Here is a 24189-nt window from a genome sequence, read left to right on the forward strand (position 1 = left end):
TCTGTTTAATGGCGGACGATAGAAATAGCACGGAGAAAGCGGCAATAACCTGAATGCTGGTTGATGGTTATCAAGATAGTGAAACTAATATCAGGGATAATGTAAATGAGACGTGTACTCATTTAGACCTGTCAGTTAATTGTTTGATGCCTGTTAAATTTATGATGGTAACGTAAACCATGAAAGAAGCCGTTGTGGAACAGCCAGATCAGCGCATTGTTGATGCACTTTCTGTATGGTGGCAACAGCTGTCATACCGTAATCAGGCTGCTGAGTGGTCACTCTATTTTATGTTTCTGACAGGGATATTCCTATGGAACCAAATTCCTGTACCATGGCAGCTGGAGCGCCTTCTACTGGTTATACATGTGGTAGCAAGCCTGGTGCTATTCCCTGTTACGGTGGTTCCTTTTTGGTTATCTCATCGCCGGTTGTTAAAACGCTCGAAAAAGAAATTGTTAAAAGTGACAGGGCAGCTGATAGATTATATTTTATTGGGCTGTGCGCTGTCGGGCATCTATTTGTTGATATTAGGCAATAGGGGCGACGACCTCGGCTGGGTTATCTACATGGTTCACTTGGTCACCGCCTTGCTGGTCGTGCCTATTCTCATCAGGCACGCGGCAAAATGGTCGGTATTAAAGCCGCTTTGGTCATGGTGCTTACCTAAGGCAAATAGCTCTGATTTATAGGGTGTGCTCGCGCACCAAAGATTCCGAGATCGGTGCGCAAGCACCCTATAATGTTTAGAGATCATCAACCCATTTTCATTAATTATTTGGAGTGAGCTATTAATACGTATTTTGGCATCCTGAGTCGATGGGTGATTGTTCTGCTTACAATGTGCCTGCTGGCTAATACGGTGCAGGCTAATGTAGCGGCTGCGGGCTCGGTTGCAAGCAGCTCAATTGTCTATGCCGAAAAGTCTGGTCAGCTGTTTACCGCTAACTTTGATGCCGGAAGCGTTACCCGTGCCCAGCTGTCTGATGGCAGCAAACGGCTGGAGCGCCCGCTGGGGCGTGATGTCAGAAGACTTGCGTTAGGGGTTGATGAAAAACAGCTGCTTGCGACCGATACGTTATCGGGGCAGCTCTTCTGGTTGAACACAGCGACGCTTGAGATAGAGCACCAGCTTAAGGTTGGCGGGCGCCCATTCGGGGTTATTTTTGATCGCTCACGTTCGCTGTATTGGGTCACGCTGTTTGAATCGAGCAAGTTACTGGGGGTGAATAGCCGTGGTGAGGTGGTGGTAGAGGTTGAGACGCCTGAAACACCCAGAGGGCTGGCGTTAACAGCTGACGGCCGTTTGCTGATAACCCATGCGATGACAGGCCAACTTTCGGTTTGGTCGTTTGCTGATACGGCTCCTACAGATACGGCCCCGAAACTCGCTAAGCTGATAACGCTTGAAGAGACCTCCAACAATGATGAGTTTATCTCTCAGGGATTGCCACGCCTGCTGGATGATATCGCCATCTCCCCTGATGGAAAAGAAGCCTGGCTTCCGCATGTGCTATGGAATTTTGACCACCCGTTCCAGTTTCAATCAACCATCTTCCCCGCGGTTTCGATCGTATCGCTGACACCGGGCGAAGAAGCGGAAAAGATCGGCTATCGAAAGCAGTTATTTCAGCAAATAAACATTATTGATAATGGCAACCGCACGCGAATAGTTTCCAACCCCCACGATGCGGAGTTCTCGCCAGATGGGAAAAAGGTCTATGTGACCTTGGCGGGCAGTGAAGATTTGATGGTGTTTGATCGCTCGCGAGCCAATACCGGTAAGAAAAAACGCAGTAAACGGCGAAAAGGTAAACTGCCTCAAGGGGGCGCTAAGGTTAATCAGATTTTGAGGCCTATTCCCGGTGACAACCCGCGCGGCCTGTTGCTTAATGGCGATAGTCTATACGTACAAAATGCCATGAGCCAAGACGTTGTTAAACTGAGCAGAGGCGGGGAGTCACCCTTTGCTCGGGTAAAAGTTGAAGAAGCACCGTTCTACAAAACGGTAAGCAATGATCCTTTGCCCTCTGACTTAAGGCGTGGAGTGACGCTGTTTAACCAGGCTAATACCGGAGAGGCTCAAGAGCACCCCATGACGGGCGATTTCTGGATGAGTTGTAACAGCTGTCACCTTGATGGATTCAACTTCACCAACCGCTATCTGGTTGAAGGCCGTAAGGAGAACAAAAAAGACAATGCCGTATTGGGGCATGCAAACCTCAATAAGATGGTCGCGGGCGACTTCCTTAGTGACTATATTCGGATGATTCAAGACACCCAAGGGGGGTTAGGGCATGACGACCGTGACGGTGCAAAAGCGGTTGACCCCGCAGCCCCCGATAGTGACGTATTGGCATTGATGAATGACTTGCACCGTTATGTGATTGCCCCGAACAACTTGCCATACCTGGCCACTTGGCTTCGTTTGGAAGATGGCGAGCGTCGTACCGCCCATCAGGAAGAGTGGATAAACTCCGCTGCATGTGAAAGCTGCCACTCTGATATGTTCGAGCAGTGGGTGGACTCCAACCACCGGTTAATGTCTGAATCAAACCCGTATTATCGCGTCATGGAAGACTTGGCGGGCGCGACAGAAGGAGAGGCCTTCAGAGGTTGGTGCTCCGGGTGTCACAACCCTGAAAGAGTACTTAGTGGCTTGCCATTTCGAGGGCATGGTAATGACATGTTTGAAAAACAGGGCGCATCATTAAAAGCTGAGCTTGCTAAGGGCAAACACGGCCCCAAAGAAGGTACCGGGTGTTTATTTTGCCATCGAATTACTCGCCTGGAAGACGCGGGCGGTAACGCAGCGATGACTGTAAACCTAAAAGACCGTGAGCAGTATGTATTTGAGAATAGTAACAATGCGGTGCTCAACTGGTTAGGCGAAAGCCAGATTAACGCTAAACCAGAGGTGCACAAGCAGTCTTACTCGCAGCCATTTTATAAAGACGAGCAGTACTGTAAGTCATGTCACAATGAGTTTTCGCCTGGCTTTGGCGCGATGATTGTCGACACTTGGGGCGAGTGGGAGAAATCCTCTTTTAACAACCCGGAAAACCCGGATAAGCATCGCGGCTGCATTGCTTGTCATATGCACGGCGATATCTCAAAAATAGGCGAAAATATACCGGGTATTTCGACGGATGGTGGCCGCGTAAAAGAGAACGTGGTGACTCATCAGTTTACCGGCGCCAATCACTTTCTGGTGGGGCTAAGAAACCCTGAACTGGAAAAAATGAGTATCGAGCTACTCAAAAGTTCGGCCAGCCTGGAGCAGTCGCTATCGGACAATCAGTTAACGGTAAGGGTTAATAACATTGGCGCAGGTCATGCGTTGCCGACTGGCGTGGCAGACTTCAGAGAGTTCTGGTTACAGGTTAAAGTGGTTGATGCGACCGGCCGGGAAGTATTTAAAAGTGGCTATCTGGATGAAGAAGGCAACGTAGAACCCGATGCCAGAATGTTTATGAAAGTGTTTGGCGATAAAGAAGGGAAGCCGGTAGGGCTGATCTTTTGGCGTTACGAGAAACTGTTGTCTGATACTCGAATTCCTGCCGATGGATATCGAGACGAAAGCTATAGTTTGCCCGATGATGCTGTTTACCCGCTCTCAGTTGAATCAAAATTAATGTATCGGCTCTATCCGCAATGGGTGACCAATGCCGTTAAGGCTAAGGTGCCAGAATTGACCGACCCGCCGGTGCTGGAACTAAACCGGATAGAAAGCCAGTTTGTGCGTTAATGTGCAGCGCTCACAAGGTAATATCTAACGAAATAACTCTTAGGCGGGTTGGTTGTTTTATTGAGCCACCGTCATATCTATTATCAAATAAGTGGGATTTTAGTGGAACTAAGTAAAAAAGGTCATCGGGTAGCAGTACTAGGCGCGGGGCCTTCGGGCCTTATGGCCGCGTGGGAGCTTCAAAAGGCGGGTTTTACCGTCACTGTTTTGGAGGCCGATGAGCGTGTCGGAGGGTTGGCAGCCACCCATGTATTTGAAGGCAAAGGGGGAACCTATCGTTTTGATTTTGGTGGCCACCGTTTTATTACCCACAACCCGGAACTGCTGGCGTTTATTGAAGAGCTGATGGAAGATGATCTGCTGCACTCCATTCGCAGTAGTGTTATTCGTTATCGTGACCGAACTTATGACTATCCGTTAGCGCTGGGAAATATTCTTAAAAATGCGCCGTGGAGTTTACTGACCGGTGTCGCCAAAGACCTGTTGTTTGTGTTGCCGTTTACCAAAGCGGTCGATGACCGGGAGAGTGCAAGTTTTGCTGACTGGATAGAGTCTCGGTTTGGCTCGACCTTATATCGTCACTTCTTTGAAGGCTATACCGGCAAGCTGTGGGGAATTGACCCAAAGGACTTGTCTGCTGATTGGGCTGCGCAGCGTATCAGTCTGATCGACCTGAAAGAGGTCGCACGACGACTGCTTCCCCGCAACGCCAATACCCCCCGAACCTATGCCAGGAGCTATCGGTATCCCAAATATGGGTTCGGTGCGATATTTGACCGTTTGAAAACGCGGCTAGAGGCGAATGGTGCAAAGGTGTTGCTGAATGCACCGGTCACGGGGGTAACCAGCGAGAACGGGCACATTAAGTCGGTGTCGTTTCAGCAGCAAGGGCAGGCCATGGAACTAGATACCGATTATGTGGTGTCGACCCTGCCGATGCCACTGATGATGCACTTTTTAGGCGAGCAGAGTCAGCTTAAATTCAGAGCGCTTCGATTTTTGAATATGCCGATGGATATGGAGAATATATCGACCAATACATGGCAGTATCTCTCTGACCCCGATATTTTGGCCACGCGTTTGCAAGAGCCGCGGCGGCGCTCGCCGTTTATGGCGCCGCAAGGTAAAACCTCGATGATGCTTGAGATTCCGTGCTGGAAAGGGGATGAACTATGGTCGATGGATGATCAGCGCTTATTCGAGCGGGCCAGGCAAGACATGACCCGCCTGGGGGTTGATATGAAAAAAGCCACCGGCGAGTGCTTTTCAAGTTATGCCGAGTATGCTTACCCATTGATGAATAAAGGTTATCAGCGTGAGCGCAATAAAAATGCCGCGTTGTTAAACCAATACAATAACTTGGTTATGTGCGGCAGGCAGGGCACGTTCCGTTACATATTTACCGATACGGCGATGGAAATGGGCCAGTTAGCGGCAAAATCACTGATCGACCAGCAAGATTATCGAACGAAAATATTTGAGTTTCGAAATGAAAAAACAGTGATTGAAACCCAAAGTGTGGCATAGCGGGGTCGGTTTTAACGCTGAGTTTATCAGCGCAGTACTCATGCAAAGGTCTCACAGAATATTTCAGGTTAGGCGGTTTTGAAACGTTTGAGTGACCTTGAAAGATTGTTAGGAGAAGAACGAATGATAAGCAAACAAAGCGTTGCCGCGGTAAACCGGCTCATTGGAATATGGCTAATGCTGATATTCTCAAGCCAGGTTGCCGCGTACTCTTATTCTGAGGCGGGTAAAGAACCTTTTATAGAAGGACGTGAAGCGTTGATTGGTGCAATGCTGGCTGGCGATCAAAAAGCCGCACAGGGTGTGGTAGACGGACTTGAAAAAGAGCTGACTGAACTAGAGCACGCGATGTCTATAAAGGTTGTTGGTCCACTGAGAGAAGGGGTTAGAAATAATCAACGATCCACGGTTATTTCAGCTATGAATTCGGTGTTTGCGGCAGAAATAAAACGCCGTTTAAATATGGCTGAAGCCAATATTAACGACTATCAGAAATCCAAAGTACTCGTCGCCAAGAGTAAACGTTTCTTGGATACGATTGTTGTCGAGCTGGACGATGATGAAGCGGAAACCGCTGAGCAGTCGATCAAACGATGCCTCAAGTCTATCGGCAACCCCGGGGTTTTTGGTGCGGGGGCCGTGCCAGCCGATATTGAGCAGTTTAAGAAAGCTAAGCGGTCGTTGTTTGACTCACTTAGCACATTTGATCTGAGCAGAACAAAATAGTTGTGGGGGCGACCTCGATCATTCGGGCCGCCCATCGGTCTTACCTCAATCAGCCTGCTGAACGATGGGTGAGCGATGTTCTGTTATTAGCGCTTTCGCTGACCACCTTCTACTACTGGATGCAGTTTCCTGCATTGCCCGCTAATGACGATGCCCTTTTCCTAAGCCGGGGTGTTGGGCATTTTAGTGTTATCGAGTTTTCGCCTCACTTCCCCGGTTATGCGGGCCTTGTTCTTTTTGTAAAATCCCTGCGCTGGTTATTTTCGAGCGATTATCATGCGTTGCATGTCGTGGTATTGGGCATGACGGTGATGATTCCCATTGTGGTCTATTGGGTGCTCATTCAGCTCCAGGTGGCACGCTTCATCTCATTGGCCTGCGCCGTCGTTTTATACTTCCAGCCATTACTCATATCGGTTGCGTTGAGCGGCCTGTCAGATGGGCCGGGCCTGCTAATATGGCTGTTGGCACTGTTACTGCTGTTAAAAGGCAATGCCGTGTTGGCAGCACTATTTGCCGGATTTATGCTAACCGTCAGGCCTTCTTACCTGTTGCTTCTGTTACCGTTAGTTGTGTTTTTGGTCTGGCAAAATCGTCATCAGCTAAATCGGGTTGTGTGGGCCATTGCTCTGCCTTTGCTATTGAGTTTCTTATACATGTATTCAAAAGATGGTGTTGCTTTATTTGAAGAAGCATTTCGCTTTGTCCGGGGGCACTTTCTGGTATGGGGTAATACTAGCCTGACCGAAGCGACGGGAGATTCCTGGTGGGATGTAGCGTCCGATTATGTTGGAAGTGATTGGCTGCTGGCAGGGGTATCTATCTTATTATTGTTCAGCTGTGGGCAGTTATGGATCAGGCCATCGGCGGCGCGTTGTCTGGTTGTTAGCTTTATCGTTGTTTTGCTGTGGACACTCTTTTTTCAGAACCCTGATAATCTCCGTCACCTACTGCCAGTGATTGTCTTGGGAGTGCTGATAGTGACACTTGCTTTAGCGCCGTTCATCGCGCCATATCGAAGCGTAGCAGCTGTGATCGCTATCGTCGCGATAGCTAGCGTGTTGCTTCTGACGACCAAACTCAATCACTCGCCTCCAGCATTTCAACAAGCGCTAATATGGTTAAATGCACAGACAGGCAAGGGTCGCTATGAGCGTGTGCTCGTGACTAACGAAGGTGTTGAAGTCGCAAGGGCATATCAAAGCAAGCGGCGTGTCGCAGATGCCTGGTATCGGCAGCAGGCAGAGTGGCTTTGGGCTGGGGGGGCGTGGCGCATGAGCTACACACCTATTGAAAGGTACGGGCAACCTATTATCGCGTTTCCCCGGCGCTTCGCGGGGGAACACTCCGCTTACTTATACCGTTTGACCCATGTCGGTGTGAATGAGGTTATGTTTTAAACCGCTTACTGAGTTCTGCTGTATTTCTGGCAAGGCTGGATAGGTGATCCGCTGTATCACGTGTGCTTTCAGCTATTTTAACTGTTTGTTCCGTGAGTTCTGCTACTTCAGTAACGTTCTGCGTAATCTCCTCAGAGGTGCTGGTCTGCTCTTCTGCTGCCGTTGCAACCTGTTCGTTAAGAGAGGTAATCTCAGAAATGCTGCTCGATATCTGCTCCAACTTTTCGGCTGCCTGATTAAACAGCGTTGCGCTCTCTGTTGTGACTGAGCGGCTGCTGTCCATCACCGTCACCATATTCTTGGCGCTACTTTGAACACTATCAATAATAGCTTCAATTTCGGTTGTCGACTCCTGTGTCCGCTGGGCAAGCGTTCTTACTTCATCTGCCACGACCGCAAAGCCTCGACCTTGCTCACCGGCCCGTGCAGCTTCAATTGCTGCGTTGAGTGCGAGTAAGTTTGTTTGCTCCGCAATGCCTCGAATAACACCCAGAACGGCACCCACATTGTTGGTCTGCTCGGCCAACTTGTTTACGGTTTCAACGTTGTCTTCAACCTGTTCTGCCAGCCGGTTAATAGAGCTTTGCGCCTGATGCATGGTATCGAGCCCATCACTGGATGCGGTGTCTGCATCAACCGTGAGCCCGGCTGCTGTGCTGGCGTGGCTTGCAACTTCTTGTGCTGTTGCCGTCATCTCTTGCATGGCTGCTGCAATCTGATCGGTTCTGGAGTGCCCTTGATGCGCATTTTCGGACACTGTTACGCACGCTTCAGTAAGTGTCTCGGACGCTTTGTTTGAGCCATCTGTGGCTTCTTTAAGCTGAGCTGCGATGTCAGATAGAAAATCCTGAAGCTTTCTTGATGCGTCTGCGAGTGTACCTAGCTCATCCTGACGTCGGATAGAAATGTCATTATTGATATAACCATTACTAAGATTATCGATAACTCTAGCCAGCTCCTGGCTAGGTTTCACCAATGCGATATTAACGGTATAAAGGGATATTCCTGCAAAAATCAAAATTGTTCCAAAGAGCAAGGTCGCTGCAATAACCGTTGCTGAGCCGACTTCAGCACCAATTTTCTCAGAGCGTGCAACGGCACTTTCCTGTATCGACTTAACGGCACTTGCCAGCAACTTGCTGGGCTCCCTATCGATACCCTTAACGGCCCTGTCACCTGCTGATACGTCAAAATTAGCTGATTTAAAATCCTCTAGCCCTGTTCTATAGTCCTGGCCCATTTGTTTGTGTGCGGTTAGAAATCGAGTGACCAAGTCAATCTCTTCCGGGTTGCTAAGTCTTTTGGCTAACGCCTCTCCCATGGACTGAATTTTGGCTTCCTGCTTTTCAAAGCGGCCCCAATATTTGTCGAGGTTACTTGGGTCTGAGCCACGAATAAGTACGTTCTTCCACTCTTGAACTTGCCCTTTAAACTCAGACAGCATGCCTGAGACCTGAATGGCATTGTAGTCGTCAACACTAATAACAGACTGATAGTCGGAGATGCCAGAAGAAGCCTTGCTAAAGTAGAACAGGGCAGCAAATGCGATTACAAGACAACCCCCGCCAATAATGGCGAGCAGCTTGTTAAATATGCTCTTGTTAAGCCAACTCATAGTACCCTCTGTTTCCTAGATTATTGTTTTAAAAAGTATAGTTTAAAAATGGGCTAATGCATGTTTGGGGTGAAATAACCCACTGCCGGGGATATATGGTTTTAGGGCGTGGGTGAGGTGCTTTTTAGGACGTGGTTGCTGGGCTAGACGCTTGAAGGGGAGAGTTTATTCATTGAGCCACTTTTCCAGCCTACCGAGTACTTTTTTAACTTTATCGCTCTCTTTTAGCTCTTGGAGTTTTTGCTTAGCTTTGTCTTTTCGCTCAGGGTCTTCAGCCAGCAATAGGGCGCTAATCCCCATCTGTTTTATATTGATTGAGCAGTCCCCTTTACCATCGAGCTGTTTCGCGCAGGTTAGTGGCCACTCAACTGCAGTAAGCGCCCGAGGCAGTCTGCACAAGGCCCACTCTTCCTTGTTAATTTTTACATTCATGACAAGCTTAAGCATTTGTTCCTGTGACAGGTTCCCCTGACCATTGATCTCTGCGCCATCAAGTTCACTGTTAAAATAGGGGATGTTAAGGTGCCCATTCTCTTCACTAACCTTAACCGTCAAACGTCTAAAAGCTGTTGTTGTCGAGTCGGTTACAACCACGCCTTTTACCTGAGTGCAGAGCTCTTTTTCCAAATTGAATAATTCGGTTTTCCCGTCACTGATCACCACTTCACCGTTTATGGTGTGATATTTGAGTTGATGACTTTCAAACGCGCCTTCTCCGCTGAGGCTGATATCTCCTTTGCCATATACCTGAGGGTTTTGTTTAAACGCTCGCAAAAGCTGCTCTATATTTATGCTTTGTCCACCCAGGTTGAAGTGCCAGTGGTTTGAAGCAAGCTGGTAGCTTCCGTCAAGGTTGATGTCACCTCCTACTGCCTTTGCAGTTGCTTTGTTGATGAGGATCTCACTATCAGCAAAACGCCAATCAAGGTTGATATTTTTCAATGTTTGTTGGTGGCTGGTTAAGCTGTCTATTTGTAGTGTGTTCTCTCCTGGAATCATCATTAAGGCAATGAGGTCATAGCAGCTGGAACGGTTTAAGTTGTAAGGTTTCTCGAAGCACGCCAGTGGGATCGTCACCCGCTTGCTATGGAGTTGATTGGTGATAGATGCGTTTTCACGCTGCCAAACAGAATGGCCAGACAAAGTCATATTTGGCGTTGATAGCTGCTTAAGCAGAAGTGATACCCTGTTCCCAGAGATGTCTAACTCACCATTAGCGGACGCAGAAAATGTGTCAGCTGAAAACCTGAGGTCAAAAAGATGCCTGCCTGCGCCAGTGTTGTTGGAGAGGTTTAGTGTGAAGTGGCTGTTCTTCAACAGGCCTGTGTTCGACGGGCTTGTTGAGTGATTGTCGTTTTTGGTGATCTCTCCGTCGACTTGATACCGGCCAGAGGCCAAATGTTTAATGTTGCCCTTAATATTTACTGCCTGTTTACCACCCTGACTACTGTGCGCTAGTGGTCGGTGAAGAAAAAAGTTGAATGCGCTGGGGCGTGCTCCCGACTCGTCAAAACTGACTGTTAGGTCGTCTAGCAGAATGTTCGTTGTTAGGTTGGAGATTGACGTGATTCGTTCGGCCTGTATGTGAGCGGGAGCGGCTTTTAGCAAAAGTAAGTCCAGCCCGCTAAACGAAATACTAACCCCTTCCAGCGCAACATCAGACTGAGTTGCAACAACTCGTTCGGCAAACAGGCTTGGCCATGGTGAGAGATACCATTCAAGTTCGTCAATGATCTCCATCGGTTGCCCGGTTATTGCGGTTAAACGCTGTGAGATTTGTTGGCGATAGTCATCAGCAGGGAACAACAGCTTAACGATGGATAGCAATACGATGAAAGCCAGAAAGAGTATTAGGAGTAAATTCGATGCTCGTGAAGAGAGACTCTTGTCCATATCACTACCGGATTCCGCATTGCGTGTTTTATTGATATCAGGGCTATAATTTCTACAGGTCGGGGCTATAATTTTGCTGTAGATTGAAGCGCCAAACAATAGTAAACGAGCTAGAGCAATAGAGCTAGTTATCGTGCTTTAATTTAAATTTAAAACAGATTTTGATGGCATGATATAGCAAATTTGTGACGTTTTTCGACAAGTTGTTTATAGCGATGTGTGTAGATAATAAGCAGATCGCTTACGTCTTAGAGGCTAGACCTCAAACGGTAAAGAGAGAGTCAAATGGTCGTAAAAACATGCCGCAAACCCACACCAAACTTGACCCGGTTAAACCCTGATAAGAGTCGTGTTGGTGCAGGTGTTTAAGTTTTTGTTGCCGCGAACGTGGATGGTTACATTGCCACTCTGAATGACTGTGTGAACCGGCTTTAATCGCCCCTTTAGTCACCTGTTACCTAATTCATCGCCGCCAGCCGGGGTAAGCGGTGCCCTTCTCGGCTGAGATAGTAGGTCATCAGTACACCGCCGTTCATATCAATCTCTCGTGTATAAAACGCTTCAGTATCTGCAAACCCTGCTACGGCATTTATCTCGCTGAGAAATGCGGTTTCAGCCTCTTGATTGGCGTGTGCAATGTCAATGCGGCACATCGTTGCTCGACAGCTGAGATTCGCGAGCGAACTTTGACTAAATAGTTCACTCTCTAGCGCCGAGTGAATAGCGTCCTCCGCTTGTGGGTACCAGCTTGTATCATCCTCCTGACGACTGAGTTCTCGCTCAAGGTGCCAGACAATATTCTGCATCTGCTCTAACTCATTCTGCTTGGAATCAGCTGCTTCTGTGATTTGGTCGTCTGTTAATTGGTAGACAACATCTGCAACGCCCTGTTCCGTTCTGACTGTTACAGGCTCATCTACAACCGGCAAGGTGTTGCTCTCATGATGTTCAGTTTGGGGTTCTGAGCGCAGTTTTTGGCTCTCTTTAGAGACTGCTGGTGCAGCGTTTCGAGGTTGAGTTTCAGTATGTTTGATCGCATGGACGAGTTCTTCCAGCTTTTGGTTAATGGCTGCCATATCATTTTTGTACGTGTTTGCGCTAACGAACGGTTGGCTGTTATCTGTCTGACTTATTAATATCCAACTGATTAGCATGCCACTCGCGACCAGCGTCGCAGTGAGACAGTGATGGGGTTTAATGTTCATATGGTCCTCCTGAATTGGCATCGGTAAGTGATGTTATTTTGTGTAGGGCGCGACAGCACCAGAAAAAGAGGGGGAGCTAACCTTGGCGCCAACACTGTTGATGCCCGTAAAGGTCTCGCTCCCTGTGAGACTAGTTTTCATCCATGCGGTATGAAATCAGTCTGGATTTTGCACCATTGGTCGAGGGGGCTATTGCACACCAGAAATAGTAATGGCCACCATTAACATCCGATATTGGTGTGTAAGATAGCGTTTTGTAGCCGCTACCTGAGGCAGATTTATATTGTGAATAGCCGTATGTGCCATAAATACTTCTGGCATTTAGCGTGCAGGCAGACGTAGACGAGCTGGCATTGTACAGCCTGACATAGGCATCATTGATGCCGCCATAAATGCTGTCTCTTACGATAGGGCACTCCGCCGTTAAAGACCCGGTTGTTGAGTCATTTCTAAGCGCGCCACCACCCACAGACCCGACACCCAGTGATTTTTGGCAGGCAATGCCTGCAATCACCTTACCGTCTTCTGCATGGGCTGGCGTCAGCAATGCAGGTGCAAAGCACAATAAGGCTATCGCGAATAACGGGGTCATCCACTCATTCATTTTATGATTGATCGACATAACTTGTTCCTCAGTAAAGATAATTAATGTGTTTGTTGTAGCCTGTCAGGGCTAGCAAGGTAGGCTTTTGCACAGCATGTGCCAGAACAATGTGGCTTGTCTCAATGTTTCTATATTGCTGTTTTATAGGTAATAAAAATTATTCGAGACGAGGCCAGAGATTAATTTTGTTGGTGTCTTTTTAACAAAATTTAAGATTGTATTTGTCGTAGCAAACACTTTTCTAACGAGTCGTTGTGAGCTAGAGAATAAATATGGAGAGAGGGGCCCAATTGCATGGGCGTAAAGTACTGATACTTGAAGCGCTTAGGTGGGTAAGCGCAATGATTCCTGCATCAAGGGGGCAGCGCGGTATTCTCCAACGGTCATTCCTGTTTGTTTTTTAAAAAATTGGCGGAAGCTATGTGCATTTACAAATCCTAACTCCGCAGAGATATCTTCCAGGTTGTTGTATCCTTGCTCAAAATGTTCTTTTGCGCGCTGGATGCGCACCGAATTTTTCAGCAAACTAAAGGTCAGCCCAAAGTCTTTCAGTTTGCGCTGCAAGGAGCGAGGGCTCATATGCATGTGTGAAGCAAGATCTTCAATACCAAAGTCTTCGTTATCCAACTGGGTACTTAACTGTACGCTCACTTCGGCGACGAAGTTTGATGAGTTCTTAGTCTTTTCTGCCGCTTTTTGCTGGAGTGCCAGGCTGGCTTCGCGGTCGTGAGTCTTGAAGGGGGCATATAACACGTCAGTCGATATAAAAATGGCATCGGTATCGCAGTCATGAATAACCGGACAGCCAAAGTATTCGTTATATTTATCATGGTGCGGGGTTATACCATGACGAAAATGAATTTTGATTGGCGTGAATTCCAGCCCGGTTACATCCCGCACTCGATGCAGGATGCAACTAAACAGTCCCTCCGCATAGAAATATTTGTCCCCGATGGGAAAGCCGTCCCGACTTTGGTATTTAATCGCCGCAACATCGCCTTGTTCAGATACTGCGAGGTCTACCGAGGGATGCAATATCCATTTATTAATTGAGAGTAGTTCTACCGCATTGTTCAAATTTTCGGCGGTATAGGCGAGTGTTAAGTAATCATCGATGGATTCCGGGATAAATGTTCTGGCAAAAATAATGGCTAAGTCGGTTCTGCCTGTACCTTTCTCCATCGCCTCCATCAATCGCTCGATGTCATCTGGTGTTACCCCTTGCTTTTTCACTAACTGTTCAAATAGCTGGATGTTCTTCGGTAAGTCTTTAAAAGATAGCCCGACTGACATTGCCGACTCAATAATAAGTTTTACTACCTGCCATGGAAATTTTGGCGCCATTCTTATACCTCTGAGCACATCAGATGGCAGCCTGTTATTATTGTTTTCTTATCGCTTTGCGGTTTGATTACACCGACTGGCTGCCTAATAGTTGATTAAATTGGTCAACTATTATAGCCGTTCTAATGTAAAAAACCGTGCACCTGTACATAAATCAAAACAAACCATTTCCGCGATCGATGTATTCGGTTCTTGCTCTTGGGGTTCCCTGTGTAGCGCTGAGTGTGTCCATCTCAAGCACCCCGGCAGGCACGTTTAAGAAAGCACCTTTGACGGTCTGCATGTAGGACTCTTCGGTATTGCCGGCTCTATAATTTTGATTCCACTCTAGCGGCCGAGTCTGAAACGATAGAAACATACCGTCAGCAGGCCCTGCCAGGTTACCATTCTCGTCTCTAGCGCCAACCCACAGCGACTGAAACTGGGTCAGCGGAAAGCAGACATCGGCCGCTGCGACCATGCAATTCTGAGCGGGTAGTTCAACCGCTGCCAGGCCCGTGTCGGCGCGCATGCTCTCACCGTTTTTGATACCTGTATACATTGCCCGGGCTTCATCAATTTCACCCACGAGTGATGAGGGGGATGTGTCTTCGCCATAGACTAAATCAGCACCGTTGACGACTTCAACTGATCCCAATAAAGGTGACAACGCTAACTGCGTGCATAAATCCTCGGCCAGCTCGCATGTTCCCAGCTGGTTTGCAACATAGTCTAGGTTTGTTCGAATCGTGCTATGTACAGCGCCGGTAAGACTCAGGATATTGCCAGACATCATCCCTTCTGCCTTACCGTAACCGATGCGCAAGCCGATGGGGGTTGGTTTACCGTCAATCTCTTCTAGTGCAAATTCAATATAGGGGTCAAGCATCCGGAAAGGAACAAGTTCTCCGTTCTTATAGGCAGAACCGTCCGGCTTCACCGGTTTGGGCATCAAAGGGTTCAATGAATAGTAAGCTTCGTCATAGATATGCCCCATAGAAAAGTTCTCTATCAGGATGTCCGCTGCCTGAACCTCCCAGTCATTTCGTTTTTCATCCCAGCGCGGGTACTTACCTAACTCCATCACGTCTGCATTGATTTGCGTTTCAATATCGACCCCTAACTGTGCCCGAATATAATTGACCGATTCGTCGGTGGGTCGTTGGTAGCGGTCTACTTGCAGATATGCTTGCCCTACCACATTGGACATGGTCATATCATCCAGCGCTTTTAACTCGGCCTCGGCAGGTATCGCGAACCCTGTTAATAAAATACTTGTTGCCGCACTATGAAACCGTTTCATCATCTCACTCCCTCGCTGTTATTGCGTTCAATGAGGGCACTTTATTCCATAGTAATTTAGTCAACTATTAGCAGGGACGACAGATATATACTCAAATACGTCAAAAGGGTACAAATGTGCGAGGGGTCTCATATGGGGACAAGGCACGCGCCGAACAAAGGAGGTTAATAATTGTTCTTAACCTTAGGCTCGCATACTCACAAAACAATAAAGTACCATTCGCTTTTGACCCCCTAAACTAAAATGGTTAATGTTTCCCTATGAATGAATTATTCAACATATTGCTACTCACATTACTTGCCGGTTTGGCGATGCCTTTTGGGGCTGCCATTGCCGGTATAGAGCGAATAAGGCCGCTGTGGTTAGAAGAAGAACTAAGACACAGCATCATTGCTTTTGGTGGCGGCGCGTTGCTCTCCGCTGTAGCGCTGGTGCTGGTGCCCGAAGGCGCAGCTGGGCTGAGCACCTTAGCTGCAAGCGCGTGTTTTATCGCAGGTGGGATTGGCTTTATGCTCATCGATATTGTACTGGCCAAGAGTCAAACATCAGCCAGCCAGTTAACCGCGATGTTAGCTGACTTTGTGCCAGAGTCCATTGCACTGGGTTCCGCTTTTGCCTCTGGTGGGAATGGCGCGGTGCTGCTGGTCGCGCTGATCGCACTACAAAACCTGCCAGAAGGTTTTAACGCCTATCGCGAGTTAAAACAAAGCTCAAGTTATAGTGGTTTAAAAGTTATATCACTATTTACCATGATGGCCTTTCTCGGACCATTGGCCGCCGCAATGGGCTACTTATGGTTGGTTGAATTTCCCTTTGTGGTTAACGGTATTATGCTTTTTGCCGCAGGCGGGATTCTTTACAGCGTATTTCAGGATATAGCGCCCCAAGCCAAACTAGAACGACACTGGGCACCAGCCATGGGGGCGGTGCTGGGTTTTAGTTTGGGTATCGTTGGTTTTATGCTGACTCATCATTAGGTTGATGTCTAGAGATACCTGGGAAGTCCACACTACCTTCTATTTAAAGGATCGAGAGCCTGGGATATTACGTCATAAAGAATATTCTAGAATTGATCGACAGGGCAGAAAGTACGGTCATAACATCAATAGTTATGACTATCCTTATATTTCATAGGATAGTCATTTTTCTTGACCCGCTAGAGTGCTAGTGAACGTCTTTTCGTTTGCTGTTTTTTATGGCCTGCTCAAATGGGTTGTAGCCCTCAGGCACAGGCACTACGTTGTTTTCTTTTTCATAATCCTGGTAGGCCGCGAGCAATTCAGCAGCAAGTTTTGGTTTCTGGTTAGTTAGATCATGAAGTTCGGATGGGTCGGATTCAATATCATAGAGCTCCCATTGCCCGGTTCCTTTTGGGGGGAGATTTTGAACCAGTTTATATTTCCCACGAAAAACTGCACTGCTTCCTGCAAGTTCATAACCAATACTTTCATCGTCTTCATGAACCTGTGGTTTTATACTTGTAAGTACACTCCACATGCTTTTGCCATCGGGCGCATGGATTTTCTTCCCTTTGTAAGCAGTACCAGGGTTGTCAACGCCAGCTATTTCCAGAACGGTAGGTACAATGTCTTTAACAAACGCGAATTTGTTATTAGATTCTCCCGCTGCGATTTTGCCCGGATATTTCGCAATGAACGGAACCCTGAGGCCGCCTTCTGTGGAGAACGTTTTGAAGTAGCTGGTTGGCGCAACGGATGCGGCAGCCCAGCCGGGGCCATAGTCAGCAAAAGAACCTTTCTGCCCCATCGAAGAGTAATCTCCTTTATAGTCTTCCATGATGGAGTATTGATACATTTTTTTGTACCAGTCTCGGTATTCAGGCGTAATGGGGAATTGATTTGGGTCAGCGCCATTATCAGACAAAAACAGAATCAGGGTGTTTTCAGCTTCACCAATGCTTTCTAAGTAAGAAAGAAGCTTTCCGATGTTTGAGTCCATGTTGTCCAACATTCCTGCATAAGTCTGCATGCGTCGAGCATTAAACTTTTTTTCTTCATCATTTAGTGAGTCCCATGGGGAAATCTTGTAATCCTCGAAGGTTGTTTTCGCTAGCCCTTCGTCAAGCTTTACATCCTTAGAAATAATCCCAAGTTCTTTTTGCCGTTCAAGGCGTGATTTACGTAAGGCTTCGTATCCTTCATCGTACACCCCATTATATTTATCAATAAACTGTTTAGGTGCTTGATGGGGATAATGGACAGCTTGATAGGCAACATAAGCAAAAAAAGGTTTGCCATCTATTCTGTTTGCCTCAATATTGCCGATAATGCGTTGAGTGTAAAAATCAGAAGAAAAATATCCCTCGGTTGGAAGCTTTACCGGTTTCCCGTTTTCAAAATAATGAACCGCTTTATACATAGGTGCGTATGGTTGTTCGACCCAGTTGTCGGCTCCACTTTCCATAAGTGCAAATGTTTTTTCAAATCCCTGAGAATGTGGGAGGGTTTCTTTTGTATGCCCAAGATGCCACTTTCCAGCCATGTAGGTGTGATAACCTTCATCACGTAATAATGATGCTACTGTAACAACCTTATCATTAAGGTGGCCTTCGTAATCTGGTTTGCCAAACTGATTATCTGCTTGTATTTCTAACATGTTGCCCATTCCGGCAAGATGATTGTCTACCCCTGTCATTAACATGGTCCGAGTAGGAGAACATGCAGCCCCCACATGGAAATTAGTAAAATGGATTCCCTCTCGTGCCAGTTGATCAATGTGTGGCGTGTCGATTTCACTACCAAAAGCACCAATGTCGCCAAAACCCATATCATCAGCAAGCAGTATAATAACATTTGGGCGGTTCTCTGCTGCTGAGCACGACATAGAGATTATTGCAACTGACAGCACTGCTAACGATTTTTTTAATAATTTTTTCATGCAGTTAATTCCTTTATTATTGGTGTGAGTAATATAACGATGGCACTTCCTAAATTAATCATTAAATCGCCATTACTATACTAGCACCTAAATATTAACCCTGAAAAATCTGGCAGGTTGTTTTGACGTGGTTGGCAATGAGCAGTGCTGTTGATATACAAACTATACCGCCGGAGCTGTTTACTAAATTCCACGTCAGCATTCGAAATAATATGAATAATCGGACAGCCAAAGTATTCGTTATATTTATCATGGTGCGGGGTTGTACCATGACGAAAATGAACTTTGATTGGCGTGAATTCCAGCCCGGTTACATCCCGCACTCGATGCAGGGTGCAACTAAATAGTCCCTCTGCATAGAGTTATTTGTCTCCGATGGGAAAACCGTCCCGACTTTGGTATTTAATCGCCGCGACATCGCCTTGTTCAGATACTGGGCTCCAGCCATGGGCGCGGTGCTGGGTTTTAGTTTGGGTATCGTTGGTTTTATGGTTAGTCACCATTGAGTGTGGGGGGCAGTGCCACCAACCGATCATCAATTGGCTGGTGACAAATCTGAGTTATCTAGTTTTATCATCGATCTCTTTAATTTTTTCAAATACATAATTTGAATGTAATTGAGGTATCGTTTTGGCGACAGGCATTGTTTCAATGGGGCCTTAGGCTAGGCCTTTAAATGCGGTAATTGCTGTTTTATAGACGCAATGATTTCTTTCTGATGACCTCGAACAATTAGGTTGTTATCTTTTACAGCGTTATATACCTGCTCTAAACAGCTATCTGTGAGCCAGCCTTTAAATACCTTATTGTAGTTTTGAATGACATCATCTCTAACTGATGTGTAATCGAAAGCTGCTTGTGAGTCTATACAATTAGCGAACGAATCGTGGTTTAGAAAAGTATGATCCTCTGCCAGAACGGGAACATGGAATCGATCAAGCTTTTTTCTAACGTAGAAGTCATTAACGTGCGAGTTTATCAATAGCACTAGTAGACGCGGTTGTATTGATACAACGACAAGAAATTTATCCTTGGGTGGGGTAGTGAATGCGCAGTGCTTATGAATTACGGCTCCTACTCTTAGATTTTTTGCGAGTAGTTCAGCAAATGAATGTGTATTTTCCGGCATGGCTCTCCCTTTCCGTAACGATCCCTCGATGTTGATTACGGCTAGGGGTGCCTATTTCTATGAAGCTCTAAAAGCTCGTCACTATTTTGAAGGGTGCTAATAATTAGCTCAACTGGAATTATCGAGTTTTTACTTGTCTGCTTCCATGCGTCATCGTGACTCAAGTCTCCCAAATCACTATTTGCGCTAAGCTCAAGTATTTCATCAATGCACTCAAGATCAGAGCCGCTAAACACATCTTCATCTGCATCCCTCAAGGGCAGAACCTTGTGATGTTCTTGAATTTGAATTGGGGTAGTAAGGGAGTGAGGAATTTTCCCGGCAGTACGGATCTGTTTGATTAAATCATATGCAATCGATGGAACGGGCCCTTTGGGCATAGCAGAATAGCTATCTTCGAAAATAAAACGCCCATAGCGCTCCATGTGAAGCTTGTCAGCCAAATAAAATACCTTGAGCACGTTGTATTCGTTTTTCTTTGGGGCGTGCGTAGCTATATAAGCAAATGCCTCAAGAATTTTGACGTACTTGTCTCTTGTGTCTAAGTTGCCCATCTTAGGCCTACCTTAAATTTCCGTGCATTTTACTATGCTAAATAAGACAGTAGCGAGCCCGAATGGTTCGATAATATCATTTAGCTTTATGCAAACTATAGGAGTTATACTGCTAGAAATAAAGGAAATACTGCTCATTTTAAGTGAAAATGGTGCCCCCTCCCTGACTTGAACAGGGGACCTACCGATTATGAGTCGGGCGCTCTAACCAACTGAGCTAAGGGGGCACATTAAGCAGTTTTCTACGGTGTTACTGAAGAAAAGAAGGCGTCATTATACTGATGACGCCTTGTATTTCAATAGTTATTCGTCGAGGAAGCTACGAAGATGATCGGAGCGGCTTGGGTGACGAAGTTTACGCAGTGCCTTTGCTTCGATTTGACGAATACGCTCACGGGTGACGTCGAACTGCTTGCCGACCTCTTCCAGTGTGTGGTCTGTATTCATCTCGATGCCAAAGCGCATACGTAGTACTTTTGCCTCACGGGCGGTTAGCCCGGAAAGAACCGATGTAGTCGCTTCTTTAAGGCCTGCACCTGTTGCTGAGTTGACTGGAGACTCTGCAAGCGTGTCTTCAATAAAGTCGCCCAAGTGTGAATCTTCATCATCACCGATTGGGGTTTCCATTGAGATAGGCTCTTTCGCAATCTTTAAGACTTTGCGTACCTTGTCTTCTGAAAGCTCCATTCGTTCGCCCAGCTCTTCTGGAGTTGGCTCTCGGCCCATTTCCTGAAGCATTTGACGCGATATACGGTTCAACTTGTTGATCGTTTCGATCATGTGAACCGGAATACGGATGGTTCTCGCCTGGTCGGCAATAGAGCGAGTAATCGCCTGTCTGATCCACCAGGTTGCGTAAGTTGAGAACTTGTAACCACGGCGATATTCAAACTTATCAACGGCTTTCATCAGGCCGATGTTGCCTTCCTGAATCAGGTCGAGGAATTGAAGTCCACGGTTGGTGTACTTCTTGGCAATCGAGATAACCAGTCGCAAGTTTGCTTCAACCATCTCTTTTTTCGCGCGACGGGCTTTTGCCTCGGCGATAGAGATTCTGCGGTTGATATCTTTTATAACGGGTACATCGATGCCGGCATCACTTGAGAGCAGCTTAATTCTGCGTTGCAGTCGAGTAATATCTTCTGCTCGCGAGTTTATCGCGTCTGAATAACCCAGGCCTGCAGCGGCGATGTCTTGCGCCCACTCTAGGTTGCTTTCGTTGCCAGGGAACTTTTTGATGAAGTCCTTTCTTGGCATTTTGCATTCACGGGCACAGATATCCATGATCTTTCTTTCATGGCGTCTGATGCCATCATTAACATCACGAACTTTGTTAACCAGTGCGTCGAAGCGCTTGGGTGAAAGTTTTAGTGGCGCGAAAATAGTGCCAAGTTTTTCAAGCTCTTTAATTGCTTCTTTGCTTTGACGGCCATGCTTGCTAATCGCTTCTTCGACAACGGCATACTGTTTACGAAGGTCAGTGAAGCGGGCCTTGGTCTCTTCTGGATCCGGGCCGCTTTCTACTTCTTCATCATCGCTTTCAGTATCATCATCTTCATCGTCGTCTTCGTCGCTTTCGTCTTTGATCTCTTCAACGGCTTTTGGCGTAACGGCTTTTTTAACTTCAGCATCAGGGTCAAGAAAACCTGTGACGATATCGCTCAAACGCCCTTCTTCTTCGACAATGCTGTCATAGGCGCCGATAGTGCTGGATACTGAGCCGGGGAAGTGAGCAAGCGCTGACATTACGTCTCTGAGCCCTTCTTCAATCCGTTTGGCGATAACAATTTCGCCCTCACGTGTCAGAAGTTCAACGGTGCCCATTTCGCGCATGTACATGCGAACCGGGTCTGTGGTTCGTCCTGCTTCGGACTCCACTGCGGCGAGTGCGGCTGCAGCTTCTGCGGCAGCGACTTCGTCGGTAGAATCGCCATCGGCCATGAGTAATGAATCGGCATCAGGTGCGCTTTCGCATACCTTGATACCCATATCATTGATCATTCGAATGATATCTTCGACCTGATCTGGATCCGCGATGTCTTGAGGAAGATGGTCGTTTACTTCTGCGTAAGTCAGGTACCCCTGTTCTTTACCTCGAGCAATTAGTTCTTTCAAACGGGACTGTTGAGAATCGCCTGACATATACACCCTTTCAGTTTGGTGATTGATCAAAAATCAAACTGACATTATAGCTTGAATCACAAAGCCATGCCACTGAACGCAATATGGTGGCGATAATTTAGAATTCAAGTGAATGTCAGTGATTAATTATTGTATTGTTGCCTCTCCCCATGTGGAGAGTGCTCTGAGTTCTTCTTTCTCTTCGTTATTAAGAGGCTGTGTATGTGACTTTTCAACGAGTGTGTCGCGTCTTTTATTTTGTGCCGCTTTGTGAAGAGTATCTTGAGCTTCTTGCAGTGCATCTTCTGCTAATGGAATAAACTCGATTTCGTCAAAAAGAGTATAGAAGTAATTTTGATTATCGCTATTGGTCGCGATAGAAATTAATAAATCTTTATGTGTCGTTAATGATTCGTTAACCATAAAGCGGGAAAAATTCAGCGTAACGGGGAACTGTTCTTCAAGCTGGTTGCTTTCAATGTGCTCGCAAAATGCCGCAGCCTTGTCTGGAAAGAAATATAGGGCAAGGCTGACAGAGACATCGGGTTTTCGCTTAACAGAAACCTGAGTGATCGCTTTTTTGTAGAACCCTGTGTTGTTCTGTGATTGCGAGCCGCCGTTTTTTGGAAAGCGGCCATTGTTCTGGAACTTTGAACTGCCCTGAAACTTTGAATTTTTCTGGTATTTTGAGTTGTTGTAGGTGCGTCTTGTTAGCGCATAAAGTTGATCTTTAATGGCGGCTTTTATCGTTTCTGAGGCGATAAGATTTATTTCAGGCTCGGCGCGGTTTTTTAGCAACCCTTTGTGTTCAGGAATTTCGAGATCAAGCCCTTCGCTGTGAACATCAAAAAAGAAGCTGGAAAGCGGTCTGGCCTGAGCGACTCTTTTTTCAAAGCTCGCTTTGCCTTCTTTTCTCACGATGGTGTCTGGATCTTCACCTTCGGGGAGTAGCATAAACTGAATCTGCACGCCATCCTGAACCAGTGGAAGGCAGTTATGCATAGCTTTATGAGCTGCCTTGAGTCCGGCTCTGTCGCCATCAAAACAGAATATCAGGTGATTGGTGTGCCGGAGCAGGGCGGTGAGGTTGTCTTGATTGGTCGCTGTGCCGAGGGTCGCCACACCATAAGTAATGCCGTATTGAGCAAGGGATACAACATCCAAGTACCCCTCTACAACCAGCAGTTTGTCGATACTGCGGTTGGTTTTATAGGCTTCATATATGCCGTATATCTCGTTGCTCTTATGAAACACTGATGATTCTGGTGAGTTGATATACTTGGCTTTATCATTGCCCAGTGTGCGGCCACCAAAAGCGACTGTTTTGCCTCGCGTGTTGCGGATAGGGAACATAATCCGGTTTCGAAACAGATCGAAAGGCGCTTTGCCGTGTTGGCTAAAGATCATTTTGGTTTCAATGAGCGCCGAAAGCTTGTCGTTGGAGCAGAGAGGTGCGAGGTTACTTTGCTCTGTAGGGGCAAAGCCTAGCTTATAGGTTTTAATGATCTCGCTGCTTAGCCCTCGTTTTTTGAGGTATTGTTGTGCGTGATCTTTTAACGGGTGTTGCGATAATTGTTGTTCGTAATAGTCGGCGGCAAAATCCAGTGCGCTGATAAGCCTCTGGCTGGCGTCATATTGTTTTTTGACGGCCTCATCTCTGGGGATTTCCATGCCAGCGATTTTGGCAAGCTCTTCAACGGCCTCATTGAATGACAGGTTTTCATATTCGCGTAAAAAAACGATAGCATTTCCTGATGCGCCACAGCCAAAGCAGTGATAAAACTGTTTATCGGGGATAACGTTGAAAGAGGGCGTTTTTTCATCATGAAATGGGCAGCAGGCTTTATAGCTGTTACCGCTTTTTTTGAGTTGTATGCGAGAAGATATCAGCTCGACGATATTGATTCTGCTTAATAAATCGTCGATGAAGGGCTGTGGTATCATTCCTGCCATTAGGTTTGGCGTTCTCCGGCACTAAAGAAATAACGGGTCTAGAAAATACAGAGGGCTAAACGACTTGCTTTAAAACATACTACTCGTTTTGATTGGGAGATCAAATTTCTGGAGCGTAGAGTAGGGCGCTAAGTCGAGAGGGACGTTTGCTGATTTACAGGCATACCTGCTCTCTTACAGGATAGTGCTG

17 protein-coding genes and 1 tRNA gene are annotated in these 24189 nt (G+C 46.8%); 6 read left to right on the forward strand and 12 right to left on the reverse strand.

The window, feature by feature from the left end; all coding sequences use genetic code 11:
* Window positions 1-179 precede the first annotated feature (179 nt).
* The 5 genes from MY523_RS20105 to MY523_RS20125 all read left to right on the forward strand — a co-directional run bounded on the left by MY523_RS20105 (window position 180) and on the right by MY523_RS20125 (window position 7401).
* Window positions 180-692 carry a hypothetical protein gene (locus MY523_RS20105; RefSeq protein WP_250656463.1) on the forward strand — a complete coding sequence of 171 codons (513 nt, stop codon included), beginning with the start codon at window positions 180-182 and terminating at the stop codon, window positions 690-692.
* 131 nt (window positions 693-823) lie between these two features.
* Window positions 824-3748 carry a YncE family protein gene (locus MY523_RS20110; RefSeq protein WP_250656464.1) on the forward strand — a complete coding sequence of 975 codons (2925 nt, stop codon included), beginning with the start codon at window positions 824-826 and terminating at the stop codon, window positions 3746-3748.
* 102 nt (window positions 3749-3850) lie between these two features.
* Entirely contained in the window at window positions 3851-5275 is a 1425-nt protein-coding gene (locus MY523_RS20115; protein ID WP_250656465.1) for an FAD-dependent oxidoreductase, read from the forward strand.
* 123 nt (window positions 5276-5398) lie between these two features.
* Complete coding sequence (locus tag MY523_RS20120; protein ID WP_250656466.1) at window positions 5399-6001, forward strand: hypothetical protein; 603 nt, start codon at window positions 5399-5401, stop codon at window positions 5999-6001.
* A gap of 2 nt (window positions 6002-6003) precedes the next feature.
* Window positions 6004-7401, forward strand: coding sequence for a hypothetical protein (locus tag MY523_RS20125; RefSeq protein WP_250656467.1), 1398 nt, complete (start codon window positions 6004-6006; stop codon window positions 7399-7401).
* Here MY523_RS20125 and MY523_RS20130 read toward each other — a convergent pair.
* The 6 genes from MY523_RS20130 to MY523_RS20155 all read right to left on the reverse strand — a co-directional run bounded on the left by MY523_RS20130 (window position 7391) and on the right by MY523_RS20155 (window position 15347).
* Window positions 7391-9016: a methyl-accepting chemotaxis protein gene (locus MY523_RS20130; protein WP_250656468.1), complete on the reverse strand. Its 1626-nt coding sequence runs from the start codon at window positions 9014-9016 to the stop codon at window positions 7391-7393. The genes MY523_RS20125 and MY523_RS20130 overlap by 11 nt on opposite strands.
* A gap of 165 nt (window positions 9017-9181) precedes the next feature.
* Window positions 9182-10909 carry an AsmA family protein gene (locus MY523_RS20135; protein WP_250656469.1) on the reverse strand — a complete coding sequence of 576 codons (1728 nt, stop codon included), beginning with the start codon at window positions 10907-10909 and terminating at the stop codon, window positions 9182-9184.
* A 458-nt stretch (window positions 10910-11367) separates the two neighbouring features.
* Entirely contained in the window at window positions 11368-12114 is a 747-nt protein-coding gene (locus MY523_RS20140; protein WP_250656470.1) for a hypothetical protein, read from the reverse strand.
* 130 nt (window positions 12115-12244) lie between these two features.
* On the reverse strand, window positions 12245-12736 hold the full coding sequence (locus MY523_RS20145) for a hypothetical protein (protein ID WP_250656471.1): 492 nt from the start codon (window positions 12734-12736) through the stop codon (window positions 12245-12247).
* Window positions 12737-13042: 306 nt separating this feature from the next.
* The gene (locus MY523_RS20150; protein ID WP_250656472.1) at window positions 13043-14062 is read right to left on the reverse strand and encodes a helix-turn-helix domain-containing protein; all 1020 of its coding nucleotides are present in this window, start codon (window positions 14060-14062) and stop codon (window positions 13043-13045) included.
* Window positions 14063-14216: 154 nt separating this feature from the next.
* Complete coding sequence (locus tag MY523_RS20155) at window positions 14217-15347, reverse strand: hypothetical protein (RefSeq protein ID WP_250656473.1); 1131 nt, start codon at window positions 15345-15347, stop codon at window positions 14217-14219.
* Window positions 15348-15604: 257 nt separating this feature from the next.
* Between MY523_RS20155 and MY523_RS20160 the strand changes: the two genes are divergently transcribed.
* Window positions 15605-16321 (forward strand): ZIP family metal transporter, encoded by a 717-nt coding sequence (locus MY523_RS20160; protein WP_250656474.1) that lies wholly within the window; start codon window positions 15605-15607, stop codon window positions 16319-16321.
* Between the two features lie 187 nt (window positions 16322-16508).
* Here the strand turns inward: MY523_RS20160 and MY523_RS20165 are convergent, their stop codons facing one another.
* From MY523_RS20165 to dnaG, 6 genes are all read right to left on the reverse strand, one after another.
* Window positions 16509-18242 carry an arylsulfatase gene (locus tag MY523_RS20165; RefSeq protein WP_250656475.1) on the reverse strand — a complete coding sequence of 578 codons (1734 nt, stop codon included), beginning with the start codon at window positions 18240-18242 and terminating at the stop codon, window positions 16509-16511.
* 664 nt (window positions 18243-18906) lie between these two features.
* Window positions 18907-19371, reverse strand: a complete 465-nt coding sequence (locus MY523_RS20170) for a hypothetical protein (RefSeq protein WP_250656476.1) — start codon at window positions 19369-19371, stop codon at window positions 18907-18909.
* Between the two features lie 41 nt (window positions 19372-19412).
* Window positions 19413-19925, reverse strand: coding sequence for a Panacea domain-containing protein (locus tag MY523_RS20175; protein ID WP_250656477.1), 513 nt, complete (start codon window positions 19923-19925; stop codon window positions 19413-19415).
* 150 nt (window positions 19926-20075) lie between these two features.
* A tRNA-Ile gene (locus MY523_RS20180) sits at window positions 20076-20152 on the reverse strand.
* Window positions 20153-20228: 76 nt separating this feature from the next.
* Complete coding sequence (gene rpoD / locus MY523_RS20185) at window positions 20229-22067, reverse strand: RNA polymerase sigma factor RpoD (protein ID WP_250656478.1); 1839 nt, start codon at window positions 22065-22067, stop codon at window positions 20229-20231.
* Window positions 22068-22193: 126 nt separating this feature from the next.
* Window positions 22194-23999 (reverse strand): DNA primase, encoded by a 1806-nt coding sequence (dnaG, locus tag MY523_RS20190; RefSeq protein ID WP_250656479.1) that lies wholly within the window; start codon window positions 23997-23999, stop codon window positions 22194-22196.
* Between the last annotated feature and the right edge of the window lie 190 nt (window positions 24000-24189).

Source organism: Alkalimarinus coralli (assembly GCF_023650515.1).
Lineage (GTDB): Bacteria > Pseudomonadota > Gammaproteobacteria > Pseudomonadales > Oleiphilaceae > Alkalimarinus > Alkalimarinus coralli.

Excerpts from the sequence above, each read along its gene's own strand:
- dnaG (WP_250656479.1), bottom strand. The coding sequence starts at position 23,999 with ATGGCAGGAATGATACCACAGCCCTTCATCGACGATTTATTAAGCAGA.
- MY523_RS20130 (WP_250656468.1), bottom strand. The coding sequence starts at position 9,016 with ATGAGTTGGCTTAACAAGAGCATATTTAACAAGCTGCTCGCCATTATT.
- MY523_RS20175 (WP_250656477.1), bottom strand. The coding sequence starts at position 19,925 with ATGGGCAACTTAGACACAAGAGACAAGTACGTCAAAATTCTTGAGGCA.
- MY523_RS20165 (WP_250656475.1), bottom strand. The coding sequence starts at position 18,242 with ATGAAAAAATTATTAAAAAAATCGTTAGCAGTGCTGTCAGTTGCAATA.
- MY523_RS20140 (WP_250656470.1), bottom strand. The coding sequence starts at position 12,114 with ATGAACATTAAACCCCATCACTGTCTCACTGCGACGCTGGTCGCGAGT.
- MY523_RS20145 (WP_250656471.1), bottom strand. The coding sequence starts at position 12,736 with ATGTCGATCAATCATAAAATGAATGAGTGGATGACCCCGTTATTCGCG.
- MY523_RS20155 (WP_250656473.1), bottom strand. The coding sequence starts at position 15,347 with ATGATGAAACGGTTTCATAGTGCGGCAACAAGTATTTTATTAACAGGG.
- MY523_RS20160 (WP_250656474.1), top strand. The coding sequence starts at position 15,605 with ATGAATGAATTATTCAACATATTGCTACTCACATTACTTGCCGGTTTG.
- rpoD (WP_250656478.1), bottom strand. The coding sequence starts at position 22,067 with ATGTCAGGCGATTCTCAACAGTCCCGTTTGAAAGAACTAATTGCTCGA.
- MY523_RS20150 (WP_250656472.1), bottom strand. The coding sequence starts at position 14,062 with ATGGCGCCAAAATTTCCATGGCAGGTAGTAAAACTTATTATTGAGTCG.
- MY523_RS20170 (WP_250656476.1), bottom strand. The coding sequence starts at position 19,371 with ATGCCGGAAAATACACATTCATTTGCTGAACTACTCGCAAAAAATCTA.
- MY523_RS20135 (WP_250656469.1), bottom strand. The coding sequence starts at position 10,909 with ATGGACAAGAGTCTCTCTTCACGAGCATCGAATTTACTCCTAATACTC.
- MY523_RS20120 (WP_250656466.1), top strand. The coding sequence starts at position 5,399 with ATGATAAGCAAACAAAGCGTTGCCGCGGTAAACCGGCTCATTGGAATA.
- MY523_RS20105 (WP_250656463.1), top strand. The coding sequence starts at position 180 with ATGAAAGAAGCCGTTGTGGAACAGCCAGATCAGCGCATTGTTGATGCA.